The 18,945-nt window shown below is 33.5% G+C and carries 20 protein-coding genes; 11 read left to right on the top strand and 9 right to left on the bottom strand.

What is annotated here, in order from left to right; genetic code table 11:
- Positions 1–31 precede the first annotated feature (31 nt).
- From DAY19_RS05210 to DAY19_RS05180, 8 genes are read left to right on the top strand one after another with little or no spacing between them, the layout of a single operon-like run.
- On the top strand, positions 32–730 hold the full coding sequence (locus DAY19_RS05210) for a hypothetical protein (RefSeq protein WP_114706110.1): 699 nt from the start codon (positions 32–34) through the stop codon (positions 728–730).
- Between the two features lie 14 nt (positions 731–744).
- A complete protein-coding gene (locus DAY19_RS05205) occupies positions 745–2,391 on the top strand; it encodes a glycosyltransferase family 9 protein (RefSeq protein ID WP_114706109.1) in 1,647 nt (548 codons plus the stop codon).
- The gene (locus DAY19_RS15215; protein ID WP_158536796.1) at positions 2,372–2,515 is read left to right on the top strand and encodes a hypothetical protein; all 144 of its coding nucleotides are present in this window, start codon (positions 2,372–2,374) and stop codon (positions 2,513–2,515) included. The genes DAY19_RS05205 and DAY19_RS15215 overlap by 20 nt, the downstream gene beginning before the upstream one ends.
- Before the next feature lie 8 nt (positions 2,516–2,523).
- On the top strand, positions 2,524–4,164 hold the full coding sequence (locus tag DAY19_RS05200) for a glycosyltransferase family 9 protein (RefSeq protein ID WP_158536795.1): 1,641 nt from the start codon (positions 2,524–2,526) through the stop codon (positions 4,162–4,164).
- Positions 4,161–4,784, top strand: a complete 624-nt coding sequence (locus DAY19_RS05195) for a hypothetical protein (RefSeq protein ID WP_114706107.1) — start codon at positions 4,161–4,163, stop codon at positions 4,782–4,784. The genes DAY19_RS05200 and DAY19_RS05195 overlap by 4 nt, the downstream gene beginning before the upstream one ends.
- A complete protein-coding gene (locus DAY19_RS05190; protein WP_114706106.1) occupies positions 4,733–6,220 on the top strand; it encodes a sensor histidine kinase in 1,488 nt (495 codons plus the stop codon). The genes DAY19_RS05195 and DAY19_RS05190 overlap by 52 nt, the downstream gene beginning before the upstream one ends.
- On the top strand, positions 6,217–6,573 hold the full coding sequence (locus DAY19_RS05185) for a response regulator (RefSeq protein ID WP_158536794.1): 357 nt from the start codon (positions 6,217–6,219) through the stop codon (positions 6,571–6,573). The genes DAY19_RS05190 and DAY19_RS05185 overlap by 4 nt, the downstream gene beginning before the upstream one ends.
- Before the next feature lie 7 nt (positions 6,574–6,580).
- On the top strand, positions 6,581–7,477 hold the full coding sequence (locus DAY19_RS05180) for an NAD(+)/NADH kinase (protein WP_114706104.1): 897 nt from the start codon (positions 6,581–6,583) through the stop codon (positions 7,475–7,477).
- Between the two features lie 5 nt (positions 7,478–7,482).
- Here DAY19_RS05180 and DAY19_RS05175 read toward each other — a convergent pair whose 3' ends face one another.
- From DAY19_RS05175 to DAY19_RS05130, 9 genes are all read right to left on the bottom strand, one after another.
- A complete protein-coding gene (locus DAY19_RS05175) occupies positions 7,483–8,202 on the bottom strand; it encodes a UDP-2,3-diacylglucosamine diphosphatase (protein WP_114706103.1) in 720 nt (239 codons plus the stop codon).
- A 32-nt stretch (positions 8,203–8,234) separates the two neighbouring features.
- Positions 8,235–8,906 carry a PilZ domain-containing protein gene (locus tag DAY19_RS05170; RefSeq protein WP_158536793.1) on the bottom strand — a complete coding sequence of 224 codons (672 nt, stop codon included), beginning with the start codon at positions 8,904–8,906 and terminating at the stop codon, positions 8,235–8,237.
- A 93-nt stretch (positions 8,907–8,999) separates the two neighbouring features.
- Positions 9,000–9,830, bottom strand: a complete 831-nt coding sequence (locus DAY19_RS05165) for a flagellin N-terminal helical domain-containing protein (RefSeq protein ID WP_114706101.1) — start codon at positions 9,828–9,830, stop codon at positions 9,000–9,002.
- Positions 9,831–10,305: 475 nt separating this feature from the next.
- Positions 10,306–11,139 (bottom strand): flagellin N-terminal helical domain-containing protein, encoded by an 834-nt coding sequence (locus DAY19_RS05160; RefSeq protein ID WP_114706100.1) that lies wholly within the window; start codon positions 11,137–11,139, stop codon positions 10,306–10,308.
- Positions 11,140–11,602: 463 nt separating this feature from the next.
- Positions 11,603–12,061, bottom strand: a complete 459-nt coding sequence (gene rfaE2, locus DAY19_RS05150; protein WP_114706098.1) for a D-glycero-beta-D-manno-heptose 1-phosphate adenylyltransferase — start codon at positions 12,059–12,061, stop codon at positions 11,603–11,605.
- 1 nt (position 12,062) lies between these two features.
- Positions 12,063–12,788, bottom strand: a complete 726-nt coding sequence (locus DAY19_RS05145) for an RDD family protein (RefSeq protein WP_114706097.1) — start codon at positions 12,786–12,788, stop codon at positions 12,063–12,065.
- A 34-nt stretch (positions 12,789–12,822) separates the two neighbouring features.
- Entirely contained in the window at positions 12,823–13,542 is a 720-nt protein-coding gene (locus DAY19_RS05140) for an RsmE family RNA methyltransferase (RefSeq protein ID WP_114706096.1), read from the bottom strand.
- A 22-nt stretch (positions 13,543–13,564) separates the two neighbouring features.
- Entirely contained in the window at positions 13,565–14,533 is a 969-nt protein-coding gene (locus tag DAY19_RS05135; protein WP_114706095.1) for a 50S ribosomal protein L11 methyltransferase, read from the bottom strand.
- A complete protein-coding gene (locus DAY19_RS05130) occupies positions 14,517–16,037 on the bottom strand; it encodes an ABC transporter substrate-binding protein (protein ID WP_114706094.1) in 1,521 nt (506 codons plus the stop codon). Before DAY19_RS05130 ends, DAY19_RS05135 begins: the two co-directional genes overlap by 17 nt.
- 114 nt (positions 16,038–16,151) lie before the next feature.
- On the opposite strand from DAY19_RS05130, the gene udk reads away from it, so the two are divergent.
- From udk to DAY19_RS05115, 3 genes are read left to right on the top strand one after another with little or no spacing between them, the layout of a single operon-like run.
- Positions 16,152–16,802, top strand: a complete 651-nt coding sequence (gene udk, locus DAY19_RS05125; protein WP_114706093.1) for a uridine kinase — start codon at positions 16,152–16,154, stop codon at positions 16,800–16,802.
- Entirely contained in the window at positions 16,802–18,409 is a 1,608-nt protein-coding gene (locus tag DAY19_RS05120; protein WP_114706092.1) for a ribonuclease J, read from the top strand. The genes udk and DAY19_RS05120 overlap by 1 nt, the downstream gene beginning before the upstream one ends.
- Positions 18,410–18,427: 18 nt before the next feature.
- Positions 18,428–18,943 (top strand): hypothetical protein, encoded by a 516-nt coding sequence (locus DAY19_RS05115; protein ID WP_114706091.1) that lies wholly within the window; start codon positions 18,428–18,430, stop codon positions 18,941–18,943.
- The last annotated feature ends 2 nt before the right edge of the window (positions 18,944–18,945 follow it).

The following is an 18,945-nucleotide window of genomic DNA, read 5'->3' as shown; positions in this document are numbered from 1 at the left end:
TTTACCCATTATCCCTTAGGAAGAGGAAATTATGGAATTGGCAAAAAATTCAAGTCAGGAAATTAATCCAAAGTCTTTATCATTTTTAAATATTGAAAGTTACGAGATAAAACAATCTCGAAGTAATTTAAAGGTTCCAGTAATTAATGGTGTTCACCTACACTCTAATTATCATCCAGCTAAAGAAGCTAAAAAGATAATCGCCAACATCGAACATCAACTTAAAGAAAATAATCATCTTCTAATATTAGGGCTAGGTTTTGCCTATCATGTGTATGAAGCGTGTAAGCTACTTGAGAGCTATCATGGTCAAAACTATAAGGTCATCGTAATTGAACCTAATGAGCAAACATATTCTGAATGCATTAAAAATAATCTATTTCCAAATAAGAATATCGAAGTCTATGCAACTGACTCAGTTGCAAATATTTATAAAGAAAAAAGCGTCGTTACATTTCTTTCGTCAAAACCAACGATTCTTACACATGCTCCTTCATTTTCTTTATACACAGATTTCTACAAAGCATTTCTAGACTTTGAAGCAGATAAGAGAATCTCTGAATGTGTTGAACATATAAAGTCAGCAGAGCTTAAGACCCTACTTTATAATGGCAATCAAAACTTGAGTGTCGACGAATACATTGAAGAAAATATTTATCAAACAAGTGAATTTAAAAATAAGAACGACTTTTTGCTACTTGCTTTTGATGCAATCATTAAGCAAGGATAAGGCACGAGGATAAGATGAAAGATATACTAATAATAAATTTCAAGCGACATGGTGACATTTTTCAGATGGGAAGACTCATCTCTTCTTTAAAATACAAACACCCAGATTCAAATATTTCAATTCTAATAAATAAAGAATTTGAAACTTCTGCACAAACACTAGGTGGCATAAAGCAAATCTTCACTCTCGATCGTAAAAGAATTGTTAGTTATAAAAAGAATAAAATATATTCTGATGGCTTTGCTCTTGATGAATTTGGTAAAACGATTAAGGAAATTAACAAGGGTTGGAATTTAGTTATCAATTATTCTAATGATCGAATTTCAACAAGCCTTACATCTTACCTAGCAAAGGAATACAAAGGCATAAAGTTTGATACACATTGTAATGTAAATTATTCAAATGAATGGTCTATTGTTTTTAATGATATTTTAACTCAACAAAAATATACACCTATAAACTTTAATGACACTTACCACAAGATGTGCTGTTTAAAAGAAAACAACTCATTTAACTCGTTAAATGTTTCAAATGAATACAATAAGGTATGCCATCAAAACTTCCTAAAGATGCGCAAATCAGAGAGTAAAAATAATCCTAAAATAATTGGTTTACAGCTTACGGCATCTAACCTCAGCAAGATGATCGAAAGAAGTGAGCTTATCAAACTTATTAATGAATTAAATAATCGAGTTGATACTATTCCACTTCTATTAATTGCTCCAACGTCGGAAGAAAGAAATTTTGCGAACAAAATTAATTCAGAACTTGATAAGAAAGCAGTAACAATAGAGGCTCCCTTCACGGCGCTTCCTTCTGTATTAATTAATTGCGATATTTTAGTAACTCCAGATACAGCTATTAAGCATGTCGCTGATATACTCGATGTTCCTTTAATAGAATTATCAATGGGTCCTTCACCATTTTTAAAACAAGGAACAGTAAACCCAGAGAGTATTATTATGACTCCAAGGTTAAAAGATCGTGATTTTACATATACAGCAAGTGTTCACACTGAAAAACAAGTAAGAAGTAACGAAGTTATAAAAGCTAATGATATCATTTATGGCCTTGAAAAATATTATCTAGGTTTCACAGATGCAAAGTTAGAAAACAAAGAAATCTCAGTCTATCGACCTGAGAATGATGAGGTTGGTACTTTCTATAAAAATATTGAAGGACGCTTTGATGCAGAGATTGAAATCTCTCGTTATCTTTCAAGAGACTTTATATTAAGAAAAATTGAAAGAAAAAGCCTTTCTAGTCATGGGATAATCGAATCTAACTTGAACTTCACTTCAAACTGGCTAGAGCAAACACAAGGTGAATTAATCAAATCATCTCGTCATGTATTAGCAGCAATAAAAACGGCCTTAGCTAAAGACAGTCAAAAGCTGAATGAGAAGTTGTTAGAAATGAATCGTTATATAACTAGTGCGTCTGACTACTGTTCACTACCTTTCTTATTTTATAAAGCAAAAATAAGTAATATAGACAATCCGACTATAGAAGAAATTGAAAATACACTAATTGGACTTAAAAACGACTTACAAATTCAATTTGAACAAGTCAAAGAAGTTTCAAATCTCATAAGAGAAAATCGCAGCAAGATTCGCACAGAATCGGCAAAGGACTTTATACATGAATCAAGATCAGAATAACTTTAAAAAAGACTTCTTTTCTGAATTAGAAAGAATAAAAGAGCTGCAAATAAAGCGTGAGACGCTAAAAGAGGACGACATGGCCTTTTTATACCTATGTTCAATCCTAGAAGAAGAGCAATAGAGGTATTTATGAACGCAATCAAAACACAAAATGATCATTCTGATGAAGTAAAAAAGACAATTGCGATTATCCAAACGACAAGAATTGGAGATCTTCTACAAACAACACATGCAATAAGACTCATGAAAGAAAATCATCCTGAATTTCGAGTCATCTTAATTGCAAGAAAGAAGTTTAGTGAACCAATTAAATTCATACTTAATAAGTATTTTGATAAGATCATTCAAATTGATCATAAATCTGCCATGGTTGGAGCTGATAGTTCGAAAGACGCTCTATCTAATCTAAAAAAACAAATGACTCAGATAAATGAAGAAAGAATTGATGTATCTATCAATCTTGCTTTTTCTAAATCATCAACATATCTTCACACACTTATTAAATCTGAAAACAAGGTTGGACCATACTTTAACCTAATGCATGAAAGAGTACTTCAGGATAAGTGGTCACAATACCTATACTCAACAGTTATGAGAGGAGATCTCAACCCATTTAACCTTGTTGACTTATTTGCAAACATCATTGGTGTTAATAAGAAAATGACTCACTTGAGTAATAAAGAATATTCAAATGAAGAAAAAAGTCATGTTCTTATTCACCCATTCACTTCACAGGAGTCTAAACAATGGACTTCGAATAGATGGGTGGAAGTAATCTATCAAACTTTAAAAAGAAACAAAGACACTAAAGTGATTATCTGTGGAAGTTCTTTAGATAAGACAAAGACTGAAGAGATCCTAAACTCAGAGCTTCTATCCTCATTTAAAGATAGAGTCGATCAATGGTTAGGTTTAGAGTTACAAGAGCTTTATGAAAAAGTTGATCAAAACTACCTATTCGTTGGACACGATTCAATGATTGGTAACTTATTGAGCTATAAGAATGTAAAGTCTCTTACAATCTCACTAGGACCTGTTAGACCTCATGAAACCACTCCATATGCACTTGATAACTACAATCTGGCACCAAGACAAAAAAGTGATGAATTACCATATAACGTAACTTATCAATGTATTGAGCAACTACTTAAAAAGAACTTAATTAATATAGAAGAGCTACACAATAGCTGCTCTACACTTTCTATAAACAAGTTAAACCTCTACAAAACAGATATGCTTGCAAATGGTGATGTTACAATTAACGAACTTTTACACAAGGAACAAAATGCAAAAGAGATTATGCGAAATTTCTATCACATTGCGTGGTCTAGCATTATTACTGAAGCTAACATTAGCATGGATATCCCTGTTATTAATAGTGAAGCTAAAGCACAGTTAATGTCTCATACAAAAGGTATTGAGGCACTATTTGAGCTTTCAGAATTTGGTAAAAAGTACTCAAGATACATTATTGAAGAAATCAGTAAAAACACACCAAGCCTCGAAGAAATTAAGAAGTTTTCTGCAAAGCTTGATGAAGTCGACACTCTTAGTGATATGATACTAAGCTCATATCCTCTACTAGCACCAGTTGTCGATTACGCCAAAGTAGCGAAAAACAATCTACAAGGACATAATTTAGTAAAATTATCAGAGTCAGCATTCTTTACTTACAACGAAGTCTCACTACTTTGTAGTGTGCTCTATGAGTTTTTTGAAAAGTGCTCTCTTATTAAAAAGCAGCCGGAAGCTGCAAGGGATAACGTATGATTACTTTAGAACTAGGAAATGATAGCTTTTCTCTCGATGGGGATATTATCACGCTACGCCAAGCGATTAGCGCAGTTGAAAGTGACGGGGGACTGTCTAATAATGAATCAATTACAGCAGTTGTAATTGATGGAGAAACTTATGCGTTAAATCACGTTGAAGAGGTTCTCGATAATACTCTTGCAGAATTAAACTACCCAAGCCTAAGAATTCAAAACTCTTATGAGATTGCATTTGAAGCACTTGATGATTGTCTTGGATATATTGATCAATTATTAGATAAGATAATCATTACAACTGCAGAATTTAACAAAGGCAATATAGATGAAGCAAACTTATACTTTGCTGATCTAATTGAAGTTTTAGAGCTATATATCCATTTAATCACAAGAATTCATGCTACTGCCAGAAAAGGTAATCCAGAATTCTTCGCAGACAATGAAATGGTTAAAAACCTTGAAATCCACCTGTTTTCAGTTATTAAGGCCCTAGTTCCAGCTAGAGAGAAGAACGATATCGTTATGCTTTCTGACTTGCTAGAGTACGAACTAATGGATAATCTAAAACAGTGGAAAGAAAAAGCAATACCTCTAATTCAACAATCGAAAATCAACATCTAAATATTTATTTAGAAAAGTCCATCTTGGAGTATTTAAATCAAGATGGACTTTCTAATTTACTTGCGAAAAAGAACTCTCAACTTCTCCTATCTGCTAAGAACAATAAAGTTGTAGCAAAGATAAATGATCAAAAATTCACCTTACAAAACGTACATGATTTATTAATTAAACTTATTAACACAAGCTCTATTCTTGAAAATGACTTCTCAAAAGAGTACGAATTTAAGAAGAAAGACAATCTTCGCACCCTAGTTAAATCATTTACCAATACACCAGAGCTTCCAGGCTTTTCTTCTTCACAGGTACTAATTCACGAAAAGGGAACTACAAATATCTACTCTCTTTCATATAAAAATAGCGAGTATTATGAAAGCTTTGAAGACCCAGCGTTTTTCAACACTCTTTTTACCAAGGTTAGAAAAAGTAAAAATAAGTCTTTTGATCAAAAAGAGCTGCTTAATAAACATATTAAGCTTGATGGGCACTTTCTTGCTAAAGAGCTCTCATTTAGAGATTTTAATACAATATTTTTACTCTCAAGAGATGACCTTTTTCCTTTATCAGACGATGACCGCCTTAAGTTTAACAATTACATAATTAAGCAAATACCAAAAATCTTTAAAATCATAACTAGTGTTAGCAAGAAGAAAGTAGAACTTGAAAAAGCAAATGTAATAAATAATTTCCCCATAAAAACAGTGATCTTTAATGATGAAGGTAATTCAATCACAGAAGAGGACTTGGAAGCTGCACAACACGATACGAGCTCTCTTCACCATGAAAGAATTCTTCTCATGGGTGAATTATTAAATACTCTCAGACACGAATTGAGTAATCCTCTGTTTGGAATTGATCTTTCACACACTCTCTTAATGGATCAAACTAATGACTTTGATGTTAAAGATACGCTGTCGCACATATCTAATAGTGTGAAAAGATCACAAGCAATTATACAAGAATTTTCAAATCTCTATAAAGACGATGAGAAACTAGCTCTGATTTCTTTAAAAAGTTTAATTAACGAAACTATTACATTAACGAAATCTGAATCAAGAGCACATCGAGTTGTCTTTGATATGGAAAATGACATTGAAATAAAAAGCAATGGTACTCTATTGAGTCAGGTTATATTTAATCTACTTATTAACAGTTCTCAAGCACTCACAAATGAAAATGTTGATAATGGTAAAATAGAAATTAAAGTCATTGAAAATAATAATGATATACATATCGACATTATGGATAATGGTAACGGAATTCCTGAGAATATAAAAAATAAGATTTTCACCCCTTTCTTTACAACTAAAGAAACAGGCACAGGCTTAGGACTGGCCATATGTAAAAATCTTTTAAAGAAGATTAATGGAGATATTAATCTAATGGATGTAGACTTTGGTGCGAAATTTAGATTAACACTTCCAAAGGTATCGTTTTGAAAATATTAGTCATTGAAGACGAACTACTAATACAAAAAACCATCTCAACTTTATTAAAGCGTAAAAGTGCAGAGGTTGAATCGACCGCTAGCGGCAAAGAAGCAATTGAATTAATTAAAAATAATTCATACGACAAAATCATTTGTGATTTAATGCTTCAAGATATCACTGGATTTGATATAATAGAAGAATCGAAAACAAAGTATAACGAAGATGAGATTGCCAATTTATTTTATATTATTACGGCATATAGTTCTGATCAGATTGTACAAAAAGCTTCATTATATGGTTGTAAGGTCATACAAAAACCTTTTAACGATATCAATCAATTTATAAATGAAGTTCTAAGCTGAGGTAAGCATGGCCACAATAAATAAAGTAGCTATCATTCTAAAACCAAAAGTAATTACTGAGTTTAATACAGTACTACCTAACCTTACCAATTGGCTTAAGAGAAGAAAGGTTGATATTTTCTTTGAAGACTCTCAAAAGAGCAGAATAGAGAAGATATTCAAAGGCTCAACAACTAAGAATTTTAATTATATTCATCGAGATGAAATATCTAAAAAATGTAAACTAATTATAACAATGGGTGGCGATGGCACACTTATTGGAATAGCCAGAGGTAAAAACATTAAGAAAGTTAATATCTTTGGAATCAATATGGGCAACCTTGGTTTTATTGCAGAGTTTTCCAAACAAGACTTTTACGATGGACTAGAGCTTGCGCTAAAGGGCAAACTTAAGACAAGAAAAGTTCAAATGTATCAAGCTCAGATACAACGAAAGGGTAAGAAACCGTTTACGTTCAACTTTCTTAACGATGCTGTTATAACTAAATCGGGTATTTCTAGAATGTTTAATTTAGAACTAGAGTCCAATGGTCAAAGTATATACAATCTTGCAGGTGACGGACTAATCGTGAGCACACCAATTGGATCAACGGCCTATTCACTAGCGGCCAACGGGCCAATTCTTCACCCTAGTGTAAAAGGAGTTGTCCTTACCCCTATTTGTCCACACGCCTTAACACATCGGCCAATGGTCTTACCTGACAGTGAAGTAATCAGTATCATAATTCCAAGAGGACATGACGATATCTACTTAACAATTGATGGGCAGGAAGAATTTCGCTTAGAGGCCAAAGATGAAGTTGTCATTAAAAAATCAAGAACACATTATGTAAACTTCTATGCTAATGAAGAAAGAAATTATTTTAGGACATTAAAAGAAAAGTTTAAGTATGGGCATCGCTAGGAAGCTTAGAGCGGTAATAATTCATACCTTTCTGTAATTTTTAAGTATTTCATTGTAGCAGGTACAAAACCACAATTATAATATTCAAAACTATCACCATGGTAACTATCCATATAATGACTATGGCCACATATTATAATGTCGACATTATAACTTTTACTGGCAATCAAAGCAGATTGACGAAACTTATCACGTATATGATCGTTTTTTTGAGTTTCTCCGTAGCGTTTCTCATTTCTATTTCTACTTTTTTGAGATAAATAATCCCCAATTTTTTTCACAATTTTATAATTGAAAATATATTTTGAAATTAAGGCCAATGGATAACTTCTAATAAATGCACGCCATATTTTGTAATTAAAATTTTCAATTTCAATTTCGTCACCATGACAAAAGAGAACCTTCTGGCCGTTGATAATTTCAACAAAAGGCTTAGATTTTACTATTATCCCACTCTTGGCCAAGAGCTCTTCAATATGAAAGTCGTGATTACCTTGGATATAGAATATTTTAAGACCGGCCTTTGCTAATTCTTTTATACGAGTAAAGAACCAATCATAGTGTCCCTCATACTCATCATAGCTTCCCACCATTAAATCAAATATATCTCCTAGAAAATAAATACGATCTTCTGGTTTAAAGTCAATTTCTAAGAATTTTTTAAGTGGTTCAGAATTGGTCATATCCCATTTGACATGAATATCTGAAATTACATAATCGGCCATATTAATTAATCATAGAAGATTTCATCCAATAATCAAAGAAGATCTTTTAAAAGCTTATCACAGCCATCTTGAAGCTTTTTCACTTCCTTTTTGTATCCTGAATTATCCTCAACTTGAACAGCTAAACGATATGCACCATAGGGAAATCGTGAAATTTGATAAGGCTTAATCTTCTTCGTATCAACAACCTTCCCTTTTACATGAACTGATTCTTTTGCGAATTCGATTGTAAAATTCAATGTATCATTCTTTAATTGAAATAATTGTTCATATTGCGAAGAGCCTAAAACAATAGAAAGTCCGCCTTTACTTATGTCGTATATTTCATATTTAAGGTTTTGAAATTTTGCATAATGTGGAGTTAAAGGCTCAAACCTCTTATGCTCCCTTCTTTCGAGTCGTTTTTCTTTTACTGGATATGAAACTTCTAAGGATGTCCCATGAACAGCATTTAATTCACTCACAAACGCTAACTGAAGCTCAGGTATGTAAAACTTAAGTAGTCCCGGACCTCTTAAAAAATGGGCCAAGCTATCTTTAAGTCCATCTTCTATTGTAAGAAATAATTTAGATGCAAAGGAGTTGAGACTCTTAAACTTAACGGGAAGTCTAAGAATATTATTTTCAATTACATCCCAGATAATAACTTCATTATCCTCGTTAATTGACTCAATAATATCTTGTTCAAACTTATTTTTATCCATATCAACCATCTATTAAAATAGGCCCAAGAACTATTCCTGAGCCTATTTAAGAAAGGAGGGGGGATCTTCCCCCACGCTACTCCAAAATTATTATTAACCTACTAATCTAAGCGCTTGCGAATTTAGGTTATTCGCTTGTACTAATGAAGAAACACCAGCTTGCTTAGAAATATTGGCCGACGCTAATTGTGATGACTCATATGCCACGTCAGCATCTTCAATAACAGACCTAGAAGCATCTAGATTCGTTGATTGAATCTCTAAATTATTAACTGACGACTGTAGTCTCGACTGAATCGCACCTAAATTTGCACGTTGCTCAGAAAGACTTGTAATCGCCTCATCGACATTTTCCATCGATGATCTAGCATCATCCTTAGATGAAACACTTAGCCCTGAGATATTAAGAGCTGAAGCTGTTGCATTCGTTTGAGAAGGGTCGTATTGAATCTGACCACTTTCTCCAGCAAATGTACCAACCTGAATGTCCATTTCTGAACCAGATCCATTTAAGAGGCTAATAGAACCAAACTTTGTTGACTCTGCAATACGATCAACCTCTTCTACCAATTGCTGATATTCTTTATCCAAGAAACCACGTTCAGTATCACCGATAGTATCCGATGCTGCCTGTACTGATAACTCTCTTAGACGAACTAGAATATTACTTGTTTCGTTCATGGCACCCTCAGCAGTTTGCACCATTGAGATACCATCATTTGCGTTTCGAGAGGCCTGTCTTAAACCCTTTACCTGTGCTTCCATATTCTTAGCAATTGCTAAACCGGCAGCATCATCTGCGGACTTATTAATCCTCTTACCACTTGATAATTTTTCCAAGGCTTCTGTTGAGGCCTTACCTGTTTGTTTAATGTTTTTCTGCACCGTTTGAGCTGCAGTGTTAGTAGCAATACGTAAACCCATGTTATTCTCCTTTCCTACGTCCTACTGAAATACCATTCAGGGAAACTCGTGTTCACAGATACCTGTTCGGAACACTCGGGTAAATACTTTAGTAAATCCCTCGAATATTTGGAGAAAAGTAAGGCCACTACTATAAATTCAATTACTTAAAAACCACAACCTCAATAAATATAACTGCATATAATCGCGAAAAGTGACTCATAAATTTGTCATTATTCTATGACTTATCTCATATTTATGAACAGGTTTGTTAGTTATACTTTTTATGAGCTTAACCTCTCTCCTGAGATTCAGCTCTTTCAAGATTCTAGTGGGCCATGCGAAAGCATGGCTTTGCTGTTTTTAAGATAGATTTTTAGACTGCATTGAGGTCGGCTCCGGCTCCTGCCTCCCGCCGACATACCGTTCATCCTGAACATAAAAGGGCCCTCGTTAGAGGGCCCTTGAAGTGTTGCATTCGATTTTGTTTTTTTTCTTAACCGATTAGTCTAAGTGCAGACTGGCTCGAAGTATTAGCTTGAGCTAGAACTGAAGTTGCAGAACTAGTAAGTACATTTGACTTCGCTAGGTTTGCTGATTCAGCTGCTACATCAGTATCTCTGATTCGTGAATTTGCGGCACTCATGTTCTCGTTAGAGATCTCTAGGTTATTAATTGTAGACTGTAGTCTATTTTGTAAAGCCCCTAGCTCCGCTCGTCCACCTGATACAGATGTCATGGCCTTATCGATAGCCTCAAGGTTAGATTGAGCATCACCTTTAGTAGCAACAGAAAGTCCTCCAATTCCAAGGTCTTCTGTTTTTACTGATACTGCTGATGGATCATACTTAATTCTGTCATTCGTCTCATCATTATTAAGACCAATTTGGAATTCTTTTTCTGAACCTTCACCATTGATTAGTGCTGTTCCGTTAAATTGTACTGACTCTGCAATTCTATCAACTTCTTTAGTTAGTTGTTGGAATTCTTTATCAGTAAATTCACGTTCAGTATCACCAATTGTATCCGATGCAGATTGTACTGAAAGCTCTCTTAGACGAACTAAAATATTAGATACTTCGTTCATCCCACCTTCAGCGATCTGAATCATTGAGATACCATCACCAGCATTTCGAGCTGCTTGTTGAGTACCTCTGATGTTTGCTCTTAACTTTTCAGATATCGCAAGTCCTGCAGCATCGTCTGAGGCTTTATTAATTCTAGAACCAGATGCTAACTTATTTAAAGATTCACCTTGTGCTCTCTTAACTTGACCTAAACTTCTTTGTGCTGCAATTGACTGTGTGTTCGTGTTAATTCTTAATCCCATTACTATTCTCCTCGAATAAGCAACCTCCTTGTGTAATTTGCGTTGAAACTCCTTGTCTCAACAATTAAATCCCAAACAACCAGTCCCAACTGGTTGTAATACCCATAACGGTTACTCGGAAATATTCTTGAGATAAAAGTGGAAAAAAAGTTAAGTTTTTTTAAGATAGCCGAGTGTTCAACTCAAGCATATAATGGAGCATTTCACTAAGGTTACTAATTTTACAATGTGTTTCAAATCGATTTTTTAGAGATGTATTAATAAATGAAAGTTTATCATTGTGAATAAAATGTTTACTCTTAAGTTTTGCTAAATCGTATTCATGATCATGATAAAGAATAATTACAGGTAAGCCTGTTTTTAACGAAGCCTTTATTGAGACTAATAAATGTTCAAAGGGAATCAATATTTGTGAAACTTCGTTTGATATCAGATAGTGGTCTGCAAACTTTTGTAGATACACCTATGAGCGGCCTTGAATTCTTGAAATTAGATTAGTCGTTGAGTAACCATCTTCAAAGTTTAAGCTTAGAACCTTACCACCATTGCCAGTCACAATATCGTGTCCAACAATTTGATCAACGGCCCAATCGCCACCTTTAACTAAAATGTTTGGTTCTACTGCTTTTATGAGATCATAAGGAGTATCTTCTTCAAAAATAAAAACCTTACTTACGGCCTTTAGATTTTCAAGCATATAAAGACGGTCATCTTCATTATTAACAGGACGATCATCACCTTTAAGACGTTTTACACTAGCATCTGAATTTAATCCTATAATAAGCTCATCGCCTAGCGCTCGAGCTTCATTTAAATACATTAAATGACCTCGATGAAGAATATCGAAACATCCATTAGTAAAAACAACCTTCTTGTCTTTGAAATGTTTATTTACATAATCTTTAGCGTCTTCGTAACTCATCTTACTTATTCTTCTTTAGGTTGTTACCAAAGAACTTCTTATCCAGTCCAAAGATATATGGAATTCCAAGAAGAGGTATTGATAAAAACTCAAATAGCGTTCTTTCAATTATCGTATTAAAAGCTGCTTCATTTGATTGCTTTGGCTTAACACCACAAATATATTGACCAAGAGTCGGTCGATAAACAGAAGTGATTCTATAAATTAAGTGAATTAAAACAAATAGAGCGATCAAATAACGGTAGCTAGAGTTTTTAAGTGTTAATGAAACAAAAGATTCTAATGGAATTGATGTCATGAAGAACATTGAAGAAATAATAACAGCAAAGATCACTGTCGATACACTCATGTCAATTACATAAGAGAAGAACCTTCTAACGATAGAAACTTCCTTCGATTTACTTTTAATTTCAATTTCACGATTAACTTGAGGGATATCAGACTCTTGTCCTTTACGGTAAAAAGCTTCCAATTCAGATGGAACACTCATTTCCTTTTCTCGACCTAAGACCTTATTAAAATTGTTTACATGAGCTTGCGTAGGTGTAACTTCAACACGTGTTTGCTTAAGAGTTCTCTTCTCTTTTTGCCCATGATGAAAACCTAGGCCTTCATTTATTGGTTTAAATGGAATGTCTTCTATATCGAAGTTATCGATATCATCTAAATTATTTATATTCATTGAGTTGTACTTATTTTTATTTAGTAGTTCAGTATCAATATTCATCCCAAATCCCTCTTATAATAGGATGACACATTTTTTATTTAACATCAAATTTTCCGAGTATGTATCCAACAATTGTTGGTACCGCAGTCTCTGTTTTTAAAATTGGTGTCGACAACTTTAAACCAAAAACATTACTTTGTTTTAATACAAGTTCTTCTTCTTTGGGTGAAAGTCCACCTTCTGGTCCAATAATAATTAATATTTTTTTATTTCTTAAATTAGTTGCTTCTTTAGTTGTATTTGCTGCATCAGAAAGTGTGGTCAGAAAGATATAGTCATAACTGCTAAAAATCTCAAATAGCGCATCTAAACTATTAACTTCTTCATTTATCTTTGGGAAGTAACAGTTATTTGATTGTATAAGAGCACTTTCTATGACCGTTTCAACTCTAGAAAAGTTTTTAATTGACCACTGAGAATACTCTGCACGAAATGGGTAGATTGCACTAATACCAACTTGTGTAGCATTCTTGATTGCACTTTCAAAAGCTTCTCTTTTGGGTAGACCAAGGGCCAAATCAATATTTGAATATCTCTCTTCCTTATCAAAAGACTTCACCTTAAGTGAAACCTCTCTCTTAGTACAATTAATAACTTCACTAAGATAACGGCCACCTTGACCATCAAGGATTAGTACTTCATCCCCATTTTTTACACGCGCAACTTTAATTAAATGATGGCTTCGATCATCATTTATTCTCAATATTCCATCAATAGATGGTGATAAATCGTCTCTTGTGTAAATCGCACGCATAAGGACTCCTTTATATTTGAGATTAATCTTTTTTCATTAAGATGGCAGACCAATCCCCTTTAGAAAGTACATCAATTTTTTTCAAGCTCTTGTACTCTTCAAGAATATCATCAACTTGTTCGTTTAAAATTCCAGATAAGATTAGATAAGCTCCATCATCGAGAGACTCCAGAAGGAGATCTTTCTCAGACAACAAGACATGTTTTAAAATATTAGCAAAAACTAACTTATATTTATCATCTACACTAAAACGTTTTCTAGCAATAAGGCGATGTCCATTTAACCGATCTTCAACGAGATTTAATTTTAAATTTTCATGACAATTATCGAGGGCCGCTGGATCAATATCGACAAAGTCCACCAACATATTATTCTTTTTAACTGCACCTATACCCAAGATCCCTGAACCACAACCAAAATCAAGGCAAAGATCCTTATCTTTGAAATCATCTTTCACGGCCATATAGTGCTTTAAGCATAAATATGTTGTCTCATGCTCACCAGTACCAAATCCCATCCCAGGGATTATATAAATATTGTTATCATTTGTTTTATAATCATCTTCCTTAAACCACTCTGGAATGACACTCAACTCATCTGTAACTTCAATCGGTGCATAGTGCTTTTTCCAAACTTCATTCCAATCTGAATATTCTTCTTCTTTTATTTCATAAGAAAGGTCCATTTGATCTAGAGCTTTTGCAAACTCCTCTGCTCTAGAGATGTCACCTTGGAAAAAGAAGTAATTAAACTTTTTCACATCTTCATTTGCAGAAATATCTACGACTTCATCAATTACTGATTCAGGTACATCACCACCAGAGTATGCTCTTTCCCCTAGGATCTCATCTACTCTCTCTTCTTCCATTGAGAATTCTTCAATACCATCAACTTCGAAATCATTCAGAGCGATTTTGTTAACTTCCTCACATTGAGAACTTGTTTTAAACTCAATTGTCACAATTTTAAAAACTTCAGTTTTTACAGACATTTTTAATTTCCTTTAGAACTAGAAAGTTTCCGTTTGGATATACCTGATCAAGATGAATACACTTATTCATGACCCAAATAACGTCTGGATGCCATAAACTTATATAAGGGTATTCTCTATTAACGACAGAATTTGCTTTCTTATAAATTTCAATTTCTTTGCTTTTATTAATAGTATCTTCCGCTTGAGCAATTAAACTATCGAACTCTTTATTATCAAAGAAAACACGATTTGCCCCTTTCGGTGCCATATTTTCAGAGTGAAAAGCAAATTTAAGCATATCTTGACCAGTAAATCCGACCCAACGTCCAAGGTAGAGATCGTATTCACCACGTTTTATTCCTCTAAGAAATGTCCCCCATTCCTGAGGAACAATTTGGATATCAATTCCAAAGTCGACGAATTCATTTCTAATGATTGTAACTAACTCTTGTTGAAACTTATTACTACTCGTTTTAAAAGTAATCTTAAACTTCTTACCATCACCATTATACCAGAAACCATTGTTATGCTTATAACCTGCTTCAATAAACAAAGACTTAGCTTTGGCCGGGTCATAATTATCAACAGGAGAATCTAAATAGAACTTCTCAAAAGACTTAGCAAATAAACCATTTGAAGCGACTGCGTAGTTTTTAAACTTATACTTAATAATCTTTTCACGAGGTATTAAATGGCTTAATGCCTTTCTAACCTTAAGATTTTGTAATTGTTCCTTGCGCTGATTTAGACCAATATAATTATAATCTGTACCTAGAACCTTTTTAACCTTCACACTACCTTTATTGATTAAATAATTTACCTTACGTGGTGAAATATTTGATACAGATAAGTCAATTTCACCCTTTACTAATTTAAGCGCAAGTGTCGTTTCGTCTTTAACAACCACAAAGCTTAAGTCTTGGCGTCCTTCTATATTCGACTTTAAGTCTATTTGAAGTGGTTTAATATCGGTAATTCGATAATCACCTGCACCTACGATATCGTTTAATTCAACCTGGTCTAAGGTTTTATAATTAGGTATCTGTATTATCTTAAAAAGCACAAGATTTGGTAAATGATCAAGGCCATATGATTTGTATATTAATTCAAATGTATATTTATCTAAAATCTTAACTTCTGTAATATTTGAAAAAGCAAATCGAAATATCGATTTAATTTTTTCAGTCTCAGTGAAGTAGTAATGAGATTGCTTAACACTTCTTGCCGTTATTTTCTCACCATTTGAGAAATAAATATTTTCCTTGAGCTTAAAACGGATCTTATAACTATCGATTGTTCTAAATTCTTCGTAACTTTCACAAAGCTGGCAAATTGGCTTCATATTAATATCAAAATCTATCAATGAACCATTAACCAGGCGATTAATGTTTTGCGAATTTGCATCAGTAGAAAAAAATGGGCTTAAACTATTTGGAGAAGAGGAAATAGCGATCTTCAATGGGTCTGCGTAAACTATTGAAGTTACGATAAAAAATAGGGATATTAGCAGATATCTTGGCATTAATTATTCCTCAAACTAGCATGAAATGTAATTATTATAAGATTATCACCTCTTTTATTTGATGTGAAATAAATCCGTGTTAAGTTACTGAAAACATTATTCAAAAGGTAATCTATGAAGCTAATTGGGATCACAGGCGGATCAGGCTCGGGTAAAACAACGTTTGCCTCTAAAGTTATTTCAAAACTTCCTCAAGAAAAAGTGTCCATGTTATCTATGGACTCATATTACTTACCAGAACAACCAAAAGAGTATTATACAAAATCAGGGCGTCCAAATTACGACCATCCCAAAGCTTTTGATTGGGATCTTTTACAAGAACACATTGTCCAACTAAAAGAAGGACAATCAATTGAAGTTCCAAACTATGATTTTAAAACAAGTCGAAGACTTGATAAAACAACTACATTAACACCTACTCCCGTTATTTTATTTGAGGGTATCTTCACACTTTTCAATCAAATCATTCGCGATCAATTAGATATAAAGTGCTTTCTACATGTTGAAGCAGATATAAGATTCACACGTCGTCTTAACCGAGATGTAGCGGAACGTGGCCGAAGCCTTGAAAGTGTTATTAATCAATACTACGATAGTGTTAGGCCAATGTATGAAAAGTTTCTGGCACCTCAACGACAACACGCTGACTTTATAGTCGGTGAAGAAACTGATGTTGCATCAGAGATCTTATCTGCACGCCTCTTACAATTTATTGATCAAAATAAAGAGTTTGAACTTTTACTAAATTCGACAAAAGGCAATTAATGTCAAAATTAACAATCTCTCCACTTGGTGGTGTTGGACAAATTGGATCAAATGCAACTCTGATATCTTATGAAGAAACAAATATCATCATTGATGCAGGAATCCTCTTTCCTTCAGAAGATTGCTTTGACATTAATTATTTAATCCCTGATCTCTCTGACGTAAAATTAAAAATTTCAAATATTATTATTTCACATGGACACGAGGATCACATTGGTGCGATTTCTCACTATATAGAAAAATTTCCTGAGGCCCAAATACACGCACCAAAATTTGCCAAAGAATTGATTGAAGATAAGTTAAATTATCTCGATCTCTCAAAAAAAATCCATCGTTTAGATGACACATTAATTATTGATAAAATAGAAATAAATGCAGTCCACGTTAATCACTCTATTCCAAATACAAAAGGACTACATCTTGGAATTAAAGAGATCGATACTGGCATTCTTTTTATTTCTGATTTCAAAAGTGACTTCAACTGCCCATACGAAGGTCCTATTGATCTGGAACAAATGAAATCACTAGCAAGAAAGTATACCAATAGAATTTCAATGCTTGATTCTACAAATATAACGAGCTCTGCCTTAAGAACGACTTCAGAATCTGAGTTAAAAAGCGATCTTTCTAAGTTTATAAAAGATGCACCAGGAAGAGTCTTTATCACCTGCTTTGCTTCAAATATTCATCGTATTCAAACAATATTTGATATCGCCAAAGAACAAAACCTTAAAGTTATCACTTATGGCCGATCATTATTAAAATACACTCGAATTGCTAGTGAATGTGAAATCTTTGATGATCATGGGCTTATTAGAGAAGTTGAAAGCGTACAAGACCTCTCAAAGAAACAGATTATAATCTGCTCAGGTAGCCAAGGTGAGTTTAGAGGTACTGTTAAACGAATCTCAAGTGGTAACGATAAGTTTTTTAAAGTGAATGAAAAAGATACATTCATTTTCAGTTCAAAAGCAATTCCTGGAAATGAAAAGAAACTTGCCTTTCTTTATAACGAACTAACAAGTTCTGGTGCAGAAGTTATAACTAATGCCAATGGTTTAATTCACGCCTCTGGTCACCCTGGAAAAGAAGACTTAAAAGACGTTTACGAAGCATATCTGCCAACGATCGCAATCCCCATTCACGGTGAAACTTATTTTATAAGAAAGCATATTGAATTTTTAAATACGATTCTTCCAAAATCTAAAGCTCTTGAGATTGCTAATCGTGATGTTGTAACGATATTTGCAAATGGAGAAGTTAAACTTAATAAAACTGAAGAAGTACCACCAATATTAATTCATGGTAATCGAATTGAAATCGAGCGCGAAAAAATCTCAGAAAGAAGAAAGATGGCAACCCTAGGCTCTGTCTTTATTTCAATTGCTAATAACAGTATAAAGAAAGCAAGCGGAAGAGTTCATATCACGGCACTTGGAATACCATACGAAGAAGATCAACTTAACCAACTTAAAGAATTATGCTTTAACCTCTATCAAGAAAAAGGCACTCTCGATCAACGATCAGAGAAAATCAGGATTGCGACACGTCGGTATTTTCAAAATATTCTAGGATATAGGCCTCTGGCCATTGTTCATATTTGTTAAGTCATCTAGAATATTATTATGGATAATTCAATCATCATTATAGCGTTGTTAACAATCATCGTATTGGCCTTACTTGCCTTTATTGGCTTCTTTGCATATTTAGTATTTAAAAGAGACTTTCAAAATGAAGAAGAAAAAGATGGTGATATTACAAATAAGATAAGTCAGATGCTTGAAAAAAACAAAACCAAAGAAAGGATCTTGGGACTATGTAGTATTTGTGAAAAAGAACTTGTTGAAAACGATTACTTTAATGTTGAGTCTCTACACCTTTGCCGTGAGCACTTCGACACATATTCTGCAAGCGACTGGATCCCCATAACAAATGAAAGAACGACAAGCGAGACCCCGGAAAAAGGTGTCTACATTTATAACTTTAAGAAAAAAGTTTGGAAGGATGATAAAATTCCTACATTCATACTATGTGAATATAAGATTGATGTCACAAATGATCTTATTGAAACATACGTACAGTTATATGTTCAAAAAGAAAGAGAGCTGGATTTAAGAGAAAGGCTACAGCTCGAAAAGTAAGA

This window comes from Halobacteriovorax vibrionivorans, from assembly GCF_003346865.1.
Taxonomy (GTDB): Bacteria; Bdellovibrionota; Bacteriovoracia; order Bacteriovoracales; family Bacteriovoracaceae; genus Halobacteriovorax_A; species Halobacteriovorax_A vibrionivorans.
The sequence above is the reverse complement of the archived record's forward strand: the minus strand, read 5'-3'. Positions and strand labels throughout refer to the sequence as shown.